The sequence below is a fragment of the Shinella sp. 838 genome (assembly GCF_029623935.1).
In the GTDB taxonomy this organism is placed as follows: Bacteria; Pseudomonadota; Alphaproteobacteria; order Rhizobiales; family Rhizobiaceae; genus Shinella.
The window spans coordinates 373,756-389,324 of the sequence record NZ_JARSBQ010000001.1 but is presented as its reverse complement, the minus strand read 5'-3'; the positions used below and the strand labels follow the sequence as shown (position 1 = coordinate 389,324).

18 protein-coding genes are annotated in these 15,569 nt (G+C 64.6%); 10 read left to right on the top strand and 8 right to left on the bottom strand.

From position 1 onward, the window contains the following. The first annotated feature begins 76 nt into the window (after nucleotides 1–76). The gene (locus P9A16_RS01780; RefSeq protein WP_024271179.1) at nucleotides 77–1,900 is read left to right on the top strand and encodes an ABC transporter transmembrane domain-containing protein; all 1,824 of its coding nucleotides are present in this window, start codon (nucleotides 77–79) and stop codon (nucleotides 1,898–1,900) included. 109 nt (nucleotides 1,901–2,009) lie between these two features. Continuing rightward, entirely contained in the window at nucleotides 2,010–2,969 is a 960-nt protein-coding gene (locus P9A16_RS01775) for a tripartite tricarboxylate transporter substrate binding protein (RefSeq protein ID WP_037408601.1), read from the top strand. Nucleotides 2,970–3,009: 40 nt separating this feature from the next. Here the strand turns inward: P9A16_RS01775 and P9A16_RS01770 are convergent, their stop codons facing one another. The 5 genes from P9A16_RS01770 to P9A16_RS01750 all read right to left on the bottom strand — a co-directional run bounded on the left by P9A16_RS01770 (nucleotide 3,010) and on the right by P9A16_RS01750 (nucleotide 8,019). Further along, nucleotides 3,010–4,041 (bottom strand): peptidoglycan -binding protein, encoded by a 1,032-nt coding sequence (locus tag P9A16_RS01770; RefSeq protein WP_023514879.1) that lies wholly within the window; start codon nucleotides 4,039–4,041, stop codon nucleotides 3,010–3,012. A gap of 2 nt (nucleotides 4,042–4,043) precedes the next feature. Continuing rightward, nucleotides 4,044–5,123 carry a MotA/TolQ/ExbB proton channel family protein gene (locus P9A16_RS01765; RefSeq protein ID WP_023514878.1) on the bottom strand — a complete coding sequence of 360 codons (1,080 nt, stop codon included), beginning with the start codon at nucleotides 5,121–5,123 and terminating at the stop codon, nucleotides 4,044–4,046. Between the two features lie 109 nt (nucleotides 5,124–5,232). Then, the gene (locus tag P9A16_RS01760; RefSeq protein ID WP_023514877.1) at nucleotides 5,233–6,033 is read right to left on the bottom strand and encodes an inositol monophosphatase family protein; all 801 of its coding nucleotides are present in this window, start codon (nucleotides 6,031–6,033) and stop codon (nucleotides 5,233–5,235) included. A gap of 180 nt (nucleotides 6,034–6,213) precedes the next feature. Then, nucleotides 6,214–7,356, bottom strand: coding sequence for a tetratricopeptide repeat protein (locus tag P9A16_RS01755; RefSeq protein ID WP_023514876.1), 1,143 nt, complete (start codon nucleotides 7,354–7,356; stop codon nucleotides 6,214–6,216). Between the two features lie 9 nt (nucleotides 7,357–7,365). Then, a complete protein-coding gene (locus P9A16_RS01750) occupies nucleotides 7,366–8,019 on the bottom strand; it encodes a thiamine phosphate synthase (RefSeq protein ID WP_023514875.1) in 654 nt (217 codons plus the stop codon). Between the two features lie 89 nt (nucleotides 8,020–8,108). Here P9A16_RS01750 and P9A16_RS01745 point away from each other — a divergent pair, with 89 nt between their 5' ends. Both P9A16_RS01745 and P9A16_RS01740 read left to right on the top strand, forming a co-directional pair. Then, entirely contained in the window at nucleotides 8,109–8,879 is a 771-nt protein-coding gene (locus tag P9A16_RS01745) for a sulfite exporter TauE/SafE family protein (protein ID WP_023514874.1), read from the top strand. 72 nt (nucleotides 8,880–8,951) lie between these two features. Beyond that, on the top strand, nucleotides 8,952–9,212 hold the full coding sequence (locus tag P9A16_RS01740; protein ID WP_023514873.1) for an ArsR/SmtB family transcription factor: 261 nt from the start codon (nucleotides 8,952–8,954) through the stop codon (nucleotides 9,210–9,212). A gap of 188 nt (nucleotides 9,213–9,400) precedes the next feature. Here the strand turns inward: P9A16_RS01740 and P9A16_RS01735 are convergent, their stop codons facing one another. Next, nucleotides 9,401–9,574: a YdcH family protein gene (locus P9A16_RS01735; RefSeq protein ID WP_024271180.1), complete on the bottom strand. Its 174-nt coding sequence runs from the start codon at nucleotides 9,572–9,574 to the stop codon at nucleotides 9,401–9,403. A gap of 216 nt (nucleotides 9,575–9,790) precedes the next feature. Here P9A16_RS01735 and P9A16_RS01730 point away from each other — a divergent pair, with 216 nt between their 5' ends. The 6 genes from P9A16_RS01730 (at nucleotide 9,791) to P9A16_RS01705 (ending at nucleotide 13,706) form a co-directional block, all read left to right on the top strand. Beyond that, on the top strand, nucleotides 9,791–9,994 hold the full coding sequence (locus P9A16_RS01730; RefSeq protein WP_024271181.1) for a YdcH family protein: 204 nt from the start codon (nucleotides 9,791–9,793) through the stop codon (nucleotides 9,992–9,994). 50 nt (nucleotides 9,995–10,044) lie between these two features. Continuing rightward, a complete protein-coding gene (gene purE, locus P9A16_RS01725; protein WP_037408602.1) occupies nucleotides 10,045–10,512 on the top strand; it encodes a 5-(carboxyamino)imidazole ribonucleotide mutase in 468 nt (155 codons plus the stop codon). Beyond that, nucleotides 10,509–11,567 carry a 5-(carboxyamino)imidazole ribonucleotide synthase gene (locus P9A16_RS01720; RefSeq protein WP_023516274.1) on the top strand — a complete coding sequence of 353 codons (1,059 nt, stop codon included), beginning with the start codon at nucleotides 10,509–10,511 and terminating at the stop codon, nucleotides 11,565–11,567. The genes purE and P9A16_RS01720 overlap by 4 nt, the downstream gene beginning before the upstream one ends. A 213-nt stretch (nucleotides 11,568–11,780) precedes the next feature. Beyond that, the gene (gene ykgO / locus P9A16_RS01715; protein ID WP_024271182.1) at nucleotides 11,781–11,906 is read left to right on the top strand and encodes a type B 50S ribosomal protein L36; all 126 of its coding nucleotides are present in this window, start codon (nucleotides 11,781–11,783) and stop codon (nucleotides 11,904–11,906) included. An 80-nt stretch (nucleotides 11,907–11,986) separates the two neighbouring features. After that, on the top strand, nucleotides 11,987–12,604 hold the full coding sequence (locus P9A16_RS01710) for a hypothetical protein (RefSeq protein WP_037408603.1): 618 nt from the start codon (nucleotides 11,987–11,989) through the stop codon (nucleotides 12,602–12,604). Nucleotides 12,605–12,698: 94 nt separating this feature from the next. Then, the gene (locus P9A16_RS01705; protein WP_037408597.1) at nucleotides 12,699–13,706 is read left to right on the top strand and encodes an alpha/beta fold hydrolase; all 1,008 of its coding nucleotides are present in this window, start codon (nucleotides 12,699–12,701) and stop codon (nucleotides 13,704–13,706) included. A gap of 4 nt (nucleotides 13,707–13,710) precedes the next feature. On the opposite strand, the gene pyk is transcribed toward P9A16_RS01705, so the two are convergent. Both pyk and P9A16_RS01695 read right to left on the bottom strand, forming a co-directional pair. Continuing rightward, on the bottom strand, nucleotides 13,711–15,150 hold the full coding sequence (gene pyk / locus P9A16_RS01700) for a pyruvate kinase (RefSeq protein WP_024271184.1): 1,440 nt from the start codon (nucleotides 15,148–15,150) through the stop codon (nucleotides 13,711–13,713). Further along, a complete protein-coding gene (locus tag P9A16_RS01695; protein WP_306414950.1) occupies nucleotides 15,150–15,539 on the bottom strand; it encodes a DUF1036 domain-containing protein in 390 nt (129 codons plus the stop codon). Before P9A16_RS01695 ends, pyk begins: the two co-directional genes overlap by 1 nt. Nucleotides 15,540–15,569 lie beyond the last annotated feature (30 nt).

The following is a 15,569-nucleotide window of genomic DNA, read 5'->3' as shown; positions in this document are numbered from 1 at the left end:
GAGCCTATACAGGAAGGCCGTCTGGATAACAAGAGCCGAAAGACAATTCGTGCCGGAAGGCGCTGGAAACGGGGGTATGGTGTCCACAGACAAAGAGCAGGGCGCACAGGAAAAATCGGCGCGCCGCAACATTCGTCCGCTGGGCAGGCTCGCTCCCTATATCGGCCGTTATCGCGGCCTCGTCGCCGGGGCGCTGGTGGCCCTCGTAATGGCCGCCGTCACCACGCTCATCCTGCCGCTCGCCGTCCGCCGTATGATCGACCACGGCTTCTCCGGCGCCGATGCCGGCTTCATCAACACCTATTTCATGATGCTCTTCGCGCTGGCCGGCCTGCTCGCGCTGGCGAGCGCCATGCGCTATTACTTCGTCATCACGCTCGGCGAACGCATCGTGGCGGACCTGCGCCGCGACGTCTTTTCCCATGTGACGAGGCTTTCGCCCGCCTTCTTCGACGTCAACCAGTCCGGCGAGATCGTCTCGCGGCTGACCGCCGACACGACACAGATCAAATCCGCCGTCGGCGCCACCGCTTCCGTCGCGCTGCGCAACCTCATCCTCTGTTTCGGCGCCATCGCCATGATGGTCTATACCAGTCCGAAACTCTCCAGCCTCGTCATCGCCGCCATTCCGGTGATCGTCTTCCCGCTCGTCGCCTTCGGCCGCTCGGTGCGCCGCCGCTCGCGCGAGGCGCAGGACACGCTGGCCGCGGCCTCCGCCTATGCCGGCGAGGCGATCGGCGCCACCCGCACGCTTCAGGCCTTCAACGCGGAAGACGCCGCCCGCGCCCGCTTCTTCGGTGCTGTCGAGCAGGCCTATGGCGCCGCACGCTCCGCCATCCGCGCCCGCTCGCTGCTGACCGGCTTTGCCATCGCCATGATCTTCGGCTCTGTCGTTGCCGTGCTCTGGTTCGGCGCCCGCGACGTGCTGGCGGGCACGCTTTCGGCCGGCACGCTCGGCCAGTTCCTGCTCTATGCGGTCTTTGCCGCCGGCAGCCTCGGCGCACTGTCGGAAGTCTGGGGCGAGCTTTCGCAGGCTGCCGGCGCCGCCGAGCGTCTCACCGAACTTCTGGCCGAGCCGCCCGCCATCACCGCGCCTGCGAACCCTGTGGCCCTGCCGCTGCCCGCCCGCGGCGAGCTCACTTTCCGCGATGTGCATTTCTCCTATCCCGCCCGCCCCGGCTATCGCAGCATCAACGGCCTGGACTTTGCAGTAAGGCAGGGCGAGACCGTGGCCATCGTCGGCCCCTCCGGCGCCGGCAAGAGCACGATCCTCTCGCTGGTGCTGCGCTTCTACGATCCCGATACCGGCACCGTACTTCTCGACGGGGTAGACCTTCGTGCCGCCGATCCGGAAGAGCTGCGCCGCCGCATCGCGCTGGTGCCGCAGGACGTCACCATTTTTGCTGCGACGATCCGCGACAACATCGCCTTCGGCATGACCGGCGTGAGCGACGAGGCCGTGCAGGCCGCAGCAAGGGCCGCACAGGCGGAAGAATTCATCGCACGGCTCGACAAGGGCTATGACACCATGGTGGGCGAGCGCGGCGTGACGCTGTCCGGCGGCCAACGCCAGCGCATCGCCATCGCCCGGGCCATCCTCAAGGACGCCCCGTTGCTGCTGCTCGACGAGGCGACCTCCGCGCTCGACGCGGAAAGCGAAACGCTCGTCCAGAAGGCCCTCGACGGCCAGATGGGCAAGCGCACCACGATCGTCATTGCCCATCGTCTCGCGACCGTTCTCAAGGCCGACCGCATCCTCGTCATGGAGGCCGGCCGTATCGTCGAGGAAGGCACCCACCAGTCGCTCATAAGGCAGGACGGCCTCTACGCCCGCCTCGCCCGCCTGCAGTTCGATCACGGTGGTCAGGCGTTCCTTGGAGAAGACCGCGCAACCGGCTGAATGCGGCCCCTTGCCTGACGGGCTGGGCGCCCTATCCTGAGGTGGCGGACTTCACGTCACCTCGGGAGGAAACCACGTGACATTTTCGACGCTCACCCGCCGGACCCTCATGGCCCTCGGCACCACCGTGCTTGCATCGCTGGCACTCGGCCAGCCCGCCAGCGCCCAGCAGTTTCCCGACAGGACCGTCACGCTTGTCGTGCCCTTCGCCGCCGGCGGCTCGACGGATGTCGTCGCGCGCATCATCGCGCAGAAGATGGGCGACATCCTCGGCCAGCAGATCATCGTGGAAAATGTCGGCGGCGCGGGCGGCAGCCTGGGGGCCGACCGTGTGGCGCGCGCCGAACCCGATGGCTACACGATCCTGATGGCGACCGTCGCCACCCATGCACTGAACCCGCTGATCCTCAAGACCAAGCCCTACGATGCGGAAAAGGACTTCGCGCCGGTCTCCTTGCTGGTCATCGTGCCGAATGTCCTGGTGGTGAATCCGGAGCTGCCGGCCAAGAATGTCGAGGAACTGCTGGCCCTGCTGAAGGCCGATCCGGAAGGGTACAGCTATGCCTCCTCCGGCAATGGCACGCCGCTGCACCTTTCTGGAGAGCTCTTCAAATCGATGGCCGGCGTCAGCATGCAGCATGTGCCCTACAAGGGCTCCGGCCCGGCACTGAACGACGTGATCGGCAACCAGATCCCGATCATGTTCGACAACCTGCCGTCGTCCTCCGGCCACATCAAGGCTGGTACGCTGCGGGCGCTCGCCGTCACCACGAAGGAGCGCGCCGCTTCGTTCCCCGACGTGCCGACGATCGCCGAAGCGGGCATTCCCGGCTACGAGACCTATACCTGGAACGCGCTCTTCGCCCCGGCCGGCACGCCAAACGAGGTCGTCGCCAAGCTCAACGAGGCCGCCAACGCGGCGCTGAAGGATCCGGCCGTCGCCGAGCGCATGAAGGAGTTCAGCGCCACCATCGTCGGTTCGACGCCGGAAGAACTCGGCAAGCACGTCACGGCCGAGCTTGCCAAGTGGAAGCCGGTTGTCGAGGGCGCCAACATCCAGATGGACTGACGCTGCCTGTCCGAAGCAATTCCGCTTCGGCGGGATTGCTTCAGCGTTCGGTGAGTTTCAGTTCGATGCGACGGTTGGTTGCCCGCGCCGCATCATCGCTGCCTTCGGCGATCGGCTGGAACTCGCCGAAACCGGCCGCAACAAGCCGGTTGGCCGGAACGCCCCTGGAGATCAGGAACTTGACGACCGACGTCGCGCGGGCGGAAGAAAGCTCCCAGTTGTCGCGGTAGCGGCCCGTGCCCGACAGCGGCACATTGTCCGTGTGCCCGTCGACGCGCAGCACCCAGTTGATCTCCGAGGGGATCTCGCGAGCAAGATCGAGCAGCGCGGTGGCAAGCTTGCTCATTTCCGCCTGCCCCGCCTCGTTGAGGTCGTTGCCGCCAGAGGGGAACAGCACTTCCGACTGGAAGACGAAGCGGTCGCCGACGATGCGGATGTTTTCCCGGTCGGAAAGGATTTCACGCAGGCGCCCGAAGAAATCGGAACGGTAGCGGTTGAGCTCCTGCACGCGCTGCGCCAGCGCGACATTCAGGCGGCGGCCGAGATCGGCGATCTTCGTCTGCGACGACTTGTCCTTGGCTTCGGAGGCCTGCAGCGCCTCCTCGACGGCGGCGATCTGGCTGCGCAGCGCCGCGATCTGCTGGTTGAGCAGCTCGATCTGGCTCATGGCCCGGGCGCTCACCTGCTTTTCCGAATCGAGCTCGCCCTCCAATGTCGTGACCCGCGCATTGGCGGCATCCGAAACCCCGGCGCCACTGTCGAGCAGTTGCTGCAGGCGGGTACGGTCACTCTCCGACTGGGCGAGCGAGGCCTGGAGATTGGCTAGCGCGTCCTCGAGGTCCTGCTTGCCGCTCTTTTCCAACGCCAGAAGCTGGGTCAGCTCGTTGATCTGGCTGGTTAGCCGGTTGAGCACGTCGTCCTTGCCGGAGATTTCACGGCTGAGGAAGAACTGCGCCAGCACGAAGACCGTGAGCAGGAACATGATGGCGAGCAGCAGCGTCGACAGCGCGTCAACGAAGCCCGGCCAGTAATCGACCGTGCGTTGGCTGCGCCGGTTGCGGGCAAGCGCCATCCTTATTCGCCCCCGGCCTTATGCACCTTTTCCGTCGTGCGCTCCGGCAGGCGCTCGACGGTCTTCTCGCCGCTGCGTGCGGCAAGCCGGTCGAGCGTGCGGCGCAGCGCTTTCGCTTCCTCCTGCTGTGCCTCGATCCAGTCGCGCAACATCTGCTGCTCGCTGCGCATGTTCTTGACGAGGCCCTGGATACCTTCGGCAAGGCTGGCCATGGCCGCGGTCGAACGCCCGGGCCCGCCCTCCTGCGCCAGCTTGAGGATCTGCTGTGCCAGCGCCTGCACGTCGGTGGAGGAGTTGGCCGCCATGTCGACCACCGGCTGCAGCTCCGAGCCGACATCGGTGACGGACGAAAGCCAGTTTTCCAGCTCCGTATAAAAGCGGTTCTGTGCGCGGCCGGCCTGAAGGTCGAGGAAGCCGAGAATCAGCGAGCCGGAGAGACCGAAAAGCGAGGTGGAGAAAGCCGTTCCCATGCCTTCGAGCGGCGCGGAAAGGCCTTCCTTCAGCGCGTTGAGAATGTCGTTCGCCGTACCGGCACCGGCATCGAGTGACTGGATGACGGCGCTGATCGAGCCGATCGTTCCGAGCAATCCCCAGAAGGTGCCGAGCAGGCCGAGGAAGACGAGAAGGCCGATCAGGTAGCGGGAGGTGTCGCGCGATTCGTCGAGGCGCGTGGCGATGGAATCAAGGATCGACCGTAACGCCGTGGTCGAGAGCGCCACCGAATGACGCCGACCGATCAAAGCACGCATCGGCGCAAGCAGGACGGGATCGCGCCCGACCTTCTCGGCGCTGCCGGCCGCGCGGAACGAATTGAACCAGCGCACCTCCGGCCGCAGCGCCAGCACATGGTTGAAGACCAGCAGGATGCCGATCAGCAGAACGCCGAGAATAAGGCCGTTCAGGCCGGGGTTGCTGAGGAAGGCCGATTGCGCCTGGCGGAAGAGGATGGCGGCCACGAAGCCGACGATGATGAGGAAGATCACCATCGTCCAGAAGAAGGCCATGGGGCTTGAGAGTTTGTGGGGATAATCTTCCCCGGTCTCGGGCGCCCCTCCCCAACCCGACAGCCCAAGCTTCGCCATGTCGTCGTCTCTCCGCTTCCTTGTCGGGCGGGAGACTAGAGGAAGATTGCGCCGAATTGAAGGGCTTAGCGGCAACAGCGGCGCGGAATGCGCCGCCCAATTGCGGGTCTTAGCGGGTCGGCACCGGGCGATGCACGACTTCGCTCAGCGCCTTGTGGATATATTCGTTGCCCGCGATGATCGTGCCGGTGTCGAGCATAGCGCTGCCGCCCGTCAGATCGGTTGCATAGCCGCCGGCTTCGCGAATCAGGAGAATACCAGCCGCCAGATCCCAAGGCGCCAGATCGCGTTCCCAGAAGCCGTCGAAACGGCCCGCGGCGACATAGGCAAGGTCGAGCGCGGCAGAGCCGAGACGACGCATGCCGGCGACTTCACCCATCACGTGGCGCAGCTCGATAAGAAACTTGCCATGGTTGCCGCGGCCGAGATGCGGCACGCCGCAGCCGATGACCGCATCCGACAGGCTCTTACGGGCCGCAACGCGCAGGCGCCGATCGTTGAGGAAGGCGCCGCCGCCACGCTCGGCGGTGAAGAGTTCATCCGTCGCCGGGTTCAGCACCACGGCAGCAACGATCTCGCCGTTGCGCTCGAGCGCGATCGAAATGGCGAAGGCGGGAATGCCGTGCAGGAAGTTGGTCGTGCCGTCGAGCGGATCGACGATCCAGCGATGTGCCCCGTCGGTGCCGGCGATCTCTTCCGATTCCTCGCCAAGGAAACCGTAGGTCGGACGGGCCTTCATCAGGTCTTCACGGATCAGCTTCTCCGCCTTTCGGTCGGCCTGCGAGACATAGTCGCCCGGGCCCTTGAGCGAGACCTGCAGGTTCTGCACCTCGCCGAAGTCACGCGCGAGCGACTTGCCGGCCTTGAAGGCGGCCTGAACCATGACGTTGAGAAGAGCTGAACGAGCCATGTAGAAATAATCCTTCGGGAATGTCCGGCGCTTCGAAACGGCAGAGCCGCGGCGCGAAAGCACGCCGTGACCGGAATATGTGGCCTCAAAACCACAAATCCCCCGAAGTTTCAAGCCTTCGCCCCCTGCAACGGCTGCAATGCAGGGGGCCTGATGCTGCAAAGGGTAAACGGGACGGCCTCAGGAGCCGGACCGGTACTTGTTCGCCGCGTCGACTGCAGCCTTCTGTTGTGTGTCGCTGAGGCCGAGATAGAAGTCCTCGAGCGAGGGATCGTTGAGCCCGGCGCGGCGCGCCAGAACGAACCACTTGCCTGCCTCGACCGGATCGGCCTTCGTGCCGATGGCATGGATATAGAGCTGGGCGAGCTTGCTCTGGGCCACGGCATTGCCGCCGCCGGCCGCCCGCTTCAGCCACTTGAAGCCGGCCTCGTAGTCACGCTCGCCGCCCGTGCCGTTGACCAGCCACATGCCGAGATCGAGCTGGGCCGTATCGAAGCCGGCGCGCGCCGCGCGCAGCAGCCACTCACGGGCGCGCCTGGTCTTCTCCTCCGGCAGGTCCTTCAAACCGATATAAATCTGCGAAACGGCATATTGCGCATCGGCAATGCCCTGCTCGGCGGATTTTTCATAGTAGGGCAACGCGGCGCGCAGGCCCTTTTCTCCCGGAGAATCGGCCACCAGCACCTGTGCATAGTTGAACTGGGCGGAGGCATTGCCAAGCTCGGCCGATTTCTTCATCAGCTCGTCCGCCCTGGTGCGGTCTTCCTTCGAGCCCGAGCGCTCCATCAAGAGGATGGCATATTTGAACATGCCGGTCGGATCGCCGCCGCCTGCCGCCTGCTCATACCAGAACATGGCCTGTTCGCGGTTGCGCTTGACGCCGAGGCCGCGATCGAGGACCTCGGCCACCAGTGTCTGGGCTGCCGGATCGCCGAGCTGCGCGCGCGGCAGGGCCAGCTCCATCGCCGTCAGGTAGCGCCCGCGCTGGAAAGCGCCATACGCCTCGTCGATCTTCCCGGTAAAGGGTTTTTCCGCCGGCAATGCCGGCAGGTCCGCCCCCATGCGGTCGAGCACCGAGAGGCCGGTCGAAGGGCCATCGGCCGGCTTTTCCGTCTGCTTGTCCGTCTTCGCAGCAGACGCGTCATCGACAGATACCGGTTCAACGTCGGTCGCCGGATCCTTGGCGACCTCAGCACTACCGGCCGTGACGGACGGTCCCTTCTTCGCCGTTTCCGCAAGGGCGGGAATGGCCACGACGACACCCGCGGCGAGAAACGCCACCGGCGCGATACGGCAAGCTTGGATGAGAACGGCCCTGATCATGCGCGCCTACTATTGCTCAAACCGTGGCGCTTTTTCGTCAAGAAGCGCATTGACGGCGGCAACCACATGGGGCGCCTGCGCCGGATCGGCGAAAACCGCCCTGTCGAGCGCCACAAATTCCGCACCCGTCTCGGCCGCAGCAAGCGCGGACTGCGGATCCGTACCGCCGAGCACGATGCAGGGAATCTCCACCATCGAGGCCCACCATTCGGCAAGCGCAAGGTTCTTCGGGTGCGCCTCCGGCTTGATGTCGCCGCCGATCTTGCCGAAGAAGATGTAGTCGGGCTGCACCTCGCCGATCTCCAGTGCCTTGTGCCGGTCGGTCGCGTTGCCGCCGCCGACGATAAGTTTCGGCGTGAACTTCTCGACGGCCTCGCCGAGCGCCTCGAGCCCGCCGGTGATGTGAATGCCGTCGGCTTTCGCACGGCCAGCAACGCGGGTATCGCCGGCAACGAGCGCTGCAGCGCCTGCCTGCTGGATGATTGGAACCAGGGTTTCGGCATGTTTCTGGAACTGGCCGTCGTCCAGCCCGTATTGCGGCAGGATCACCGAGGCGACGTCACCGCCCTTCAGTGCGCCCTCCAGCATCGCGGCGCGGGCGGCAAGGTCCTCGCCCTCGGGGAGGATCAGCACCAGACGGCAGCGGGGTTCGGCATCGGACATGGATGAACTTCCTTAGAATACGGCACTCAGGCTCGTCATAACAGATCAAAGCGGATAGACGGAAGGACGAACAGGATCAATCGCCCTCCATGTCCATCGACCCCACCATCTACTATGCCGCCATTCCCGCAGTTCTCCTGGTCGGCTTGACGAAGGGCGGCATGGGCGAGGCATTGGCCCTGATGGGCGTGCCGTTGCTTGCCATGGCCGTTCCGCCGGTGCAAGCCGCCGCCATCCTGCTGCCCATCCTCGTGGTCATGGACTGCGTCTCGCTCTGGATCTGGCGCCAGCACAACGACCGCACGCTGCTCAAAATGCTGCTGCCCGGCGCCCTCGTCGGCATCGCGATCGGCTGGGCGACATCGGCCTATGTGCCACGCGACGCATTGCGCCTCATCATCGGCCTCATCACCGTGCTCTTCGTCGCCCGCTACTTCTACAACAGCTGGCGCGCACGGCGCGGCTATGTCGTCCCGGCGAAGCCGCACCGGCTGCTACCTGCCGCCTTCTTCGGCACGCTGTCCGGTTATGGCAGCTTCGTCGCCCATGCCGGCGGTGCGCCCTTCCAGGTTTACGGCCTGCCGCTGAAGCTGCCCCCGCGCGACTATACCGGTGCAGGCGTGCGCTTCTTCGCAATCCTCAACGCGATCAAGCTCGGCCCCTATTTCGCCCTCGGCCAGCTCGACACGACCAACCTGACGATTTCCGCCACGCTGGTGCCGCTCGCCATCGTAGCAACCGCTATCGGTGGTTTCCTCGTCAAGCGCATGAAGCCCGAGGTCTTCTACCCCTTCATGTATGCCATGGCCCTCATCGCCGGCCTGAAGCTCTCCTGGGACGGGGTTCTGGCCTTCCTCTAAGCCCGGAAATCCAGGGCCTTCGCAGCGCACAAAACGCTTGCCGCAAATGCTGCTTTGCCATAGCTTCCCGCCATGGCGCACCCGGACCCCTTTACGGCGATTGCCGACCCCAACCGCAGGTTCCTGCTGGAGGAGCTGCGCCGCGCGCCGCGCACGGTGAACGAGCTTTCCGAAGGTCTGCCGATCAGCCGCCCGGCTGTCTCGCAGCATCTGAAGGCCCTGCTCGACTGCAATCTCGTCAGCGTCAAATCCGAAGGCACGAAGCGCATCTACGCCATCAACGCGAAGGGCTTCGACCGGCTCAATCTCTGGCTCGACCAGTTCTGGGCGTAACGCCTTCGTCCCATCCTGAAACAGAACGCCCCGGCGCGTCATCATGGCGGCCAGGGCGTCTCGACATCTAATGTTTTCGTGTACCGGGAGCGGTTTCGCGAAATGGGCTCCTACCCTGGTCCTCCCATACAGACCAACTGTTCCGCGACCCTCACCCCTTCCGTAATTTTGGAAAAATCCCTGTCCTTTCAGTGAGACGAACCGCGAATGCGCTCGATCTCATCCTTGATGCGCAGCTTGCGACGCTTGATGTCTGCAATCGTCTGGTCCTCAGAGGAGGGCTGGTTCATTGCAGCGTGCAGCTCTGCTTCCAGAGCGAAGTGCTTCTTTTCGAGCGTGGCCAGATGAGCCTCAATCGTCATGTGACAGTTCCTTCCTTTTGCTTGCACCCGGTCATTTGCATGCCGGGTGATCCAGGTTGCAACAGAACTAGTGTGCCATGTCATTTTTCATTTGTCGAAGGCGAAAACGTGGCAAGGGATAACTTCCCGTTACCAGGGGTTTCGTGGTAGGAGCAGCCTTCATACAAGCTGGGGACCGCGGTTCTGCCGCGCCGCCGACGACGGGGAAAGAATAGCATGGCAGACCAGGAACAGGCTGAATTGCGGCTTGCCGCCGCACGGCTTCGCCAGGAGCACGAAGACTACGATGCCGCTATCAATGCAATGATCCAGGTCGGCTGCGAAGCCCTCAGAATCCAGCGCATGAAGAAGAAGAAACTGGTCCTCAAGGACAAGATTTCCAAGCTGGAAGACCAGATCATCCCCGACATCATCGCCTAACCGGACGAGACGCCTTGGACACCACAGAAACGCCCCCCGTCGCCATCATCATGGGAAGCCAGTCCGACTGGGAGACGATGAAAAACGCCGCCGATACGCTCGATGCGCTCGGCGTCGATTACGAGGCCCGCATCATTTCGGCGCACCGCACACCAGACCGGCTCTACAGCTTCGCCCGCGGCGCGAGGGCGGAAGGCTTCAAGATCATCATCGCCGGCGCCGGCGGCGCCGCCCACCTGCCCGGTATGGCCGCGGCGATGACGCCGCTGCCGGTCTTCGGCGTTCCGGTCCAGTCCAAGGCGCTCTCCGGCCAGGACAGCCTGCTCTCCATCGTGCAGATGCCTGCCGGCATCCCGGTCGGCACGCTCGCCATCGGCAAGGCCGGCGCCGTCAATGCCGCCCTGCTCGCCGCTGCCGTTCTGGCGCTGAGCGACCCCGAGCTCGCCCACCGCCTCGATGAATGGCGGGAGAACCAGTCGAACGCCATCGCCGAGTATCCCGTGGACGGCCCGCTATGAGCACACGCACGATCGGCATTATCGGCGGCGGTCAGCTTGGCCGCATGCTGGCCATGGCGGCTGCCCGGTTGAACCTGCGGACCGTGATCCTGGAACCGCAGGCAGATTGTCCGGCCGCGCAGGTCGCCAACGCCCAGATCGTCGCAGCCTATGACGATCCGGATGCGCTTGCAGAGCTTGCCCGCGTCTCGGACGTCGTGACCTACGAATTCGAGAACGTGCCGGTCTCCGCCGCCGAGGCGCTTGCCGCCGCCGTAGCGGTCTATCCGCCGTCGCGCGCGCTGGAGGTCTCGCAGGACCGGCTCGTCGAGAAGCGCTTCATCCGCGATTGCGGCATCCTCACCGCCGACTTCGCCGCCGTGGACAGCCAGGCCGAGCTTGAAGACGCGCTCGACCGCTTCGGCGGCGTCGGCGTGCTGAAGACGCGCCGCCTCGGTTACGACGGCAAGGGCCAGCGGCTGTTTCGTTCACCCGCCGAAGAGCGCGATGGCGCCTTCGAGGCACTTGGGGGCGTACCGCTGATCCTCGAGAGCCTTGTGCCCTTCGAGCGGGAAGTGTCGATCATTGCCGCACGCGACCGCGACGGCACGATCGCCTGCTACGACCCGGCGGAAAACGTCCACCGGAACGGCATCCTGCACACCTCGACCCTGCCCGCCCGCATCAGCGAGGCGACCGCGGACCAGGCCCGCAAGGCCGCACGCGCCATACTCGACCAGCTCGGCTATGTCGGCGTCATCGGCGTCGAGTTCTTCGTGCTGCCGGATGGCGGGCTCGTGGCCAACGAGATCGCGCCGCGCGTGCACAATTCCGGCCACTGGACGGAGGCGGCCTGCGTCATCTCGCAGTTCGAACAGCATATCCGCGCCGTCGCCGGCCATACGCTCGGCGACCCTCGCCGCCATTCCGATTGCGTGATGCAGAATCTCGTCGGCGACGATATCGAGGACGTTCCCGCATGGCTCGCCAGACCCGGCGTGCTCGTTCATCTCTACGGCAAGACGGAAGCCCGGCCAGGCCGCAAAATGGGGCATGTCACGCAAATTCTGGGCTGATGCGATTCCGGGAAAACTGCGCGCAAAGGCCAAAAAAGCCGTCAGGGACGCTGGAAAACCAGCCTGTGTCGCGGAAAACCCGCCGCAAATGGTTGACAGCACAAAAGTGACAGGGTACATGCCTGCCAACCCGAAAGCGCGCCCGAAACGGCGCGTTTTTGATTGAGGAAATCCGGCGAACTCGAGTCGCCCTGCAATACGCGGATCAGAAAAATGAAGATCAAGAATTCGCTCAAGTCGCTCAAGGCTCGTCATCGCGAGAACCGCCTTGTTCGCCGTAAGGGCCGCATCTACATCATCAACAAGCAGAACCCGCGCTTCAAGGCTCGTCAGGGCTGATTGTCGCCGCGGTCGCCATCCTGCAATGGGATGTGGTGATCGAGAAATATCGATTTGAAGTTGGGCCATGGCGGTTTACAATAACCGCCATGCGCTTTTTTATGCTTTCAGTACTCTGCCTTTCCCTCTCCCTGATCGGTACCGCACCGACTGCCGCGCTTGCGCAGGCCGTAGAGGCATCCGTCGATCCCGCTGCATCCAGCACCTTCACGACCCCGGCGCAACGCCTCGACAAGCTCTTCAGCGAGCTGAAACACGAGGGAAACGCGGATAGCGCCCGCGGCATCGCCGACCAGATTCGCCGGGAATGGCAGGAGTCGGGTAGTGCCAGCATCAACCTCCTGATCCAGTGGGCCGACAAGGCAATATCCGAAGAAAAGAACGCCGCGGCGCTCGATTTCCTCGATGAGGCGATTCGCCTGAAGCCCGACTATGTCGAAGGCTGGAACCGACGGGCCACCCTGCACTTCAAGATGGGCAACTATCGCAAGTCGATGTCCGACATCAACCAGGTGCTGGCCATCGAACCGCGCCACTTCGGCGCACTCGCCGGCATGGCCGCGATCCTCGCGCAGTCGGGCCGGGACGAGATGGCGCTGAGAGCATGGGAGCGCTTCCTCGACATCTATCCAACCGAGCGGCAGGCGCAGAAGGAAATGGGGGACCTTGCCGAAAAGCTGACCGGCCAGCGGACATAACCTTCGGCAGTGAACCGGCACGACGCGGTTTTCGTAGATCGGTTACTTCCACCGCCTGAAACCGGACCCTGCCTTGCCCTCCGCCCTCCGCACCATGCTGACAGCCCTGCTCGCCCTCCCTTTCGCCCTTGCTCTTGCTGGCTACGCCTTCACGGCGTGGAAGGCACGAGCGATCGAGGCGGCATTCCCCAATATCGGTGAGCTGGTCGATGTCGGCGGCTTTCGCATGAACAGCGTGCTGGTGACCGCAGGCGCAGATGCCGATCTGCCTCCCATCGTCTTCATCCACGGCGCCAGCGGCAACCTGCGCGACCAGATGCATGCCTTCCGGACACAGCTGGAGGGCCGGGCGACCATGCTTTTCCTTGATCGGCCCGGCCATGGTTATTCAGAGCGCGGCGGGCCGGAAAACGCCTGGCCGGACGGGCAGGCCCACGCCATCGCACGCCTGATGGAGATACGGGGCATCGAGAGGGCGATCATCGTCGGCCACTCCTTCGGCGGCGCCATCGCCGCAAGCTTCGCATTGGAACATCCAGAGAAGACGGCCGGCCTGCTCTTCCTCGCCCCGGCCACCCACCCCTGGCCCGGCGGCATCGACTGGTACTACGACGTCGCAAAAATGCCCGTTCTCGGCTGGCTCTTCACCCGCATCGTCGCGCTTCCTGCCGGCCTGTCCCGCATCGACAGCGGCACACGCTTCGTCTTCGCACCCAACAGGCGCCCCGACGGCTATATAACCGAGACGGCCCCCGCCCTTGTTCTGCGCCCCGACGCCTTCCGCAACAACGCCACCGATGTCGCCAACCTCCTGGACTATGTCCGCCGCATCCAGCCGCGCTACAGCGCGATCCATACACCGACGGTGATCATAACCGGCGACACGGACGGTGTCGTCTACGAGGAGATCCATTCACGGGGGCTGGCGCATGACATAGCGGGATCGGAACTGGTCTGGATCCGCAATCTCGGCCACAAGCCGGACTATATCGTCACCGGCCTTGCAATCGAGGCACTGGAAAAGATCGCCGGCAAGCCGCGCGACCTCCAAGAGTCAGCAAGGCGGGCCGAGGCCCGCCTTGCGAAAGATCACGAGGAATGATGGCTCAGACGCCGCTGACGCCGTCCGCCCCGATATAGGCGATACGCAGCATGTTGGTCGCGCCGGGCGTGCGCAGCGGCACACCGGCCGAGATGATGATGCGGTCACCCGGCTTGCCGAACTCTTCGGCAACGACGATGCGGCAGGCGCGGTTCACCATATCGTCGAGGTCCTCCGCATCGCCCGTGACGACGCAGTGCAGGCCCCAGACGACCGACAGACGGCGCGCCGTCTCGATGACCGGCGACAGCGCCAGGACCGGCACATCCGGCCGCTCGCGCGCAGCGCGCAGGCCCGTCGTGCCCGAAGACGTGTAACAGACGATGGCCGACAGCTTCAGCGTCTCGGCGATCTGGCGGGCAGCCAGCGAGATGGCATCGGCGCCCGTTGCTTCCGGCGTCGAGCGCTGGGCATAGATGATGCCCGGATAGTGCGGGTCGCGCTCGACCTTGCTGGCGATCGAAGCCATGGTCGAGACGGCTTCGACCGGATAGTCGCCCGAGGCGGATTCGGCCGACAGCATCACGGCATCGGCACCCTCGAAGACGGCGGTCGCGACGTCGGAGACTTCGGCGCGGGTCGGCACCGGTGCGGAGATCATCGATTCCAGCATCTGCGTGGCGACGACGACCGGCTTGCCGGCGCGGCGGCAGGCGCGGATAAGCTGCTTCTGCAGGCCCGGAACGGCTTCCAGCGGCATTTCCACGCCGAGGTCGCCACGCGCCACCATGAGCGCGTCGGACAGTTCGATGATCTCGTCGATACGCTCGATCGCCTGCGGCTTTTCGATCTTCGACATCAGGCCTACGCGGCCGCGGGCCACCTTGCGCACTTCGGCAAGATCCTCCGGGCGCTGGATGAAGGAAAGCGCCACCCAGTCGACACTGCCGGTAGCCAGAACCGCATCGAGGTCGACACGGTCCTTCTCGGTCAGCGCGCCGACACCGAGCAGCGTGTCGGGCAGGCTGACGCCCTTGCGGTCGGAGATCTTGGTACCGGAGACGACCGTGCAGACGATGGACTTGCCATCGGAGGTTTCGGCGCGCAGATGCAGCTTGCCGTCGTCGATCAGCAGGCGATGGCCGGGCTTGACGGCTTCGAGGATTTCCGGGTGCGGCAGGTAGACGCGTGTGTTGTCGCCGGGCACATCCTTGTTGTCGAGCGTGAAGGTCTGGCCGGGCTTCAGCTCTTCCGAGCCGTTGGCGAACTTGCCGACGCGCAACTTAGGCCCCTGGAGATCGGCAAGAATGCCGATCGGGCGACCACAGCGGGCTTCCACCGCGCGAATGCGGCTGATCAGCGTGCGCATCACGTCGTGGCTGGCGTGGCTCATATTGATGCGGAACAGATCGGCCCCGGCCTCATGCAGCTTCTGGATCATCTGCTCATCGGACGATGCGGGTCCGAGCGTGGCGAGGATTTTGACTTTTCTGTTCCGTCTCATCAGTTCTGGCTTTCCTGGGTCCCTGGCGTATCTGAGAGCTGCACCATCCAGCTCCCCTGTCGGCCCGTGTCATATTCCTTGAAGCCCATGCGCTGGAAACCGCGTGCGAAACAGTCCTGCACGCCGGTGATCTTGAACTCGTTCTCGGCGACGCACATGTTGACGTCACCGGTCCAGCGGCCGCCGCGAGCGGCGTCTTCGGCATAGAGATAGTAGTAGCGCGATTGCAGCTCACCCTCGATCAGCGTGGCGCAGGTGGTCGCGGGAACCTGCCACCAGCCTTCGGTCATCCAGCCTTCCTTGGCACGGTAGCCGATAGCGACGCCGACAAGGTTCTGCGTGCCGTTGCACACGCGGAAATCGGCTTTCGCCGTATCCGGCACGGACAGGGCGGCAAAGCCGGCAAAGGCGAAAAGGCC

Coding starts and splice junctions, on each gene's coding strand:
- pyk (WP_024271184.1), bottom strand. CDS start 15,150: ATGAGACGGAACAGAAAAGTCAAAATCCTCGCCACGCTCGGACCCGCA.
- P9A16_RS01775 (WP_037408601.1), top strand. CDS start 2,010: ATGGCCCTCGGCACCACCGTGCTTGCATCGCTGGCACTCGGCCAGCCC.
- P9A16_RS01720 (WP_023516274.1), top strand. CDS start 10,509: ATGAGCACACGCACGATCGGCATTATCGGCGGCGGTCAGCTTGGCCGC.
- P9A16_RS01780 (WP_024271179.1), top strand. CDS start 77: ATGGTGTCCACAGACAAAGAGCAGGGCGCACAGGAAAAATCGGCGCGC.
- ykgO (WP_024271182.1), top strand. CDS start 11,781: ATGAAGATCAAGAATTCGCTCAAGTCGCTCAAGGCTCGTCATCGCGAG.
- P9A16_RS01735 (WP_024271180.1), bottom strand. CDS start 9,574: ATGACGATTGAGGCTCATCTGGCCACGCTCGAAAAGAAGCACTTCGCT.
- P9A16_RS01770 (WP_023514879.1), bottom strand. CDS start 4,041: ATGGCGCTTGCCCGCAACCGGCGCAGCCAACGCACGGTCGATTACTGG.
- purE (WP_037408602.1), top strand. CDS start 10,045: ATGGGAAGCCAGTCCGACTGGGAGACGATGAAAAACGCCGCCGATACG.
- P9A16_RS01705 (WP_037408597.1), top strand. CDS start 12,699: ATGCTGACAGCCCTGCTCGCCCTCCCTTTCGCCCTTGCTCTTGCTGGC.
- P9A16_RS01765 (WP_023514878.1), bottom strand. CDS start 5,123: ATGGCGAAGCTTGGGCTGTCGGGTTGGGGAGGGGCGCCCGAGACCGGG.
- P9A16_RS01745 (WP_023514874.1), top strand. CDS start 8,109: ATGTCCATCGACCCCACCATCTACTATGCCGCCATTCCCGCAGTTCTC.
- P9A16_RS01755 (WP_023514876.1), bottom strand. CDS start 7,356: ATGATCAGGGCCGTTCTCATCCAAGCTTGCCGTATCGCGCCGGTGGCG.
- P9A16_RS01750 (WP_023514875.1), bottom strand. CDS start 8,019: ATGTCCGATGCCGAACCCCGCTGCCGTCTGGTGCTGATCCTCCCCGAG.
- P9A16_RS01760 (WP_023514877.1), bottom strand. CDS start 6,033: ATGGCTCGTTCAGCTCTTCTCAACGTCATGGTTCAGGCCGCCTTCAAG.
- P9A16_RS01740 (WP_023514873.1), top strand. CDS start 8,952: ATGGCGCACCCGGACCCCTTTACGGCGATTGCCGACCCCAACCGCAGG.
- P9A16_RS01730 (WP_024271181.1), top strand. CDS start 9,791: ATGGCAGACCAGGAACAGGCTGAATTGCGGCTTGCCGCCGCACGGCTT.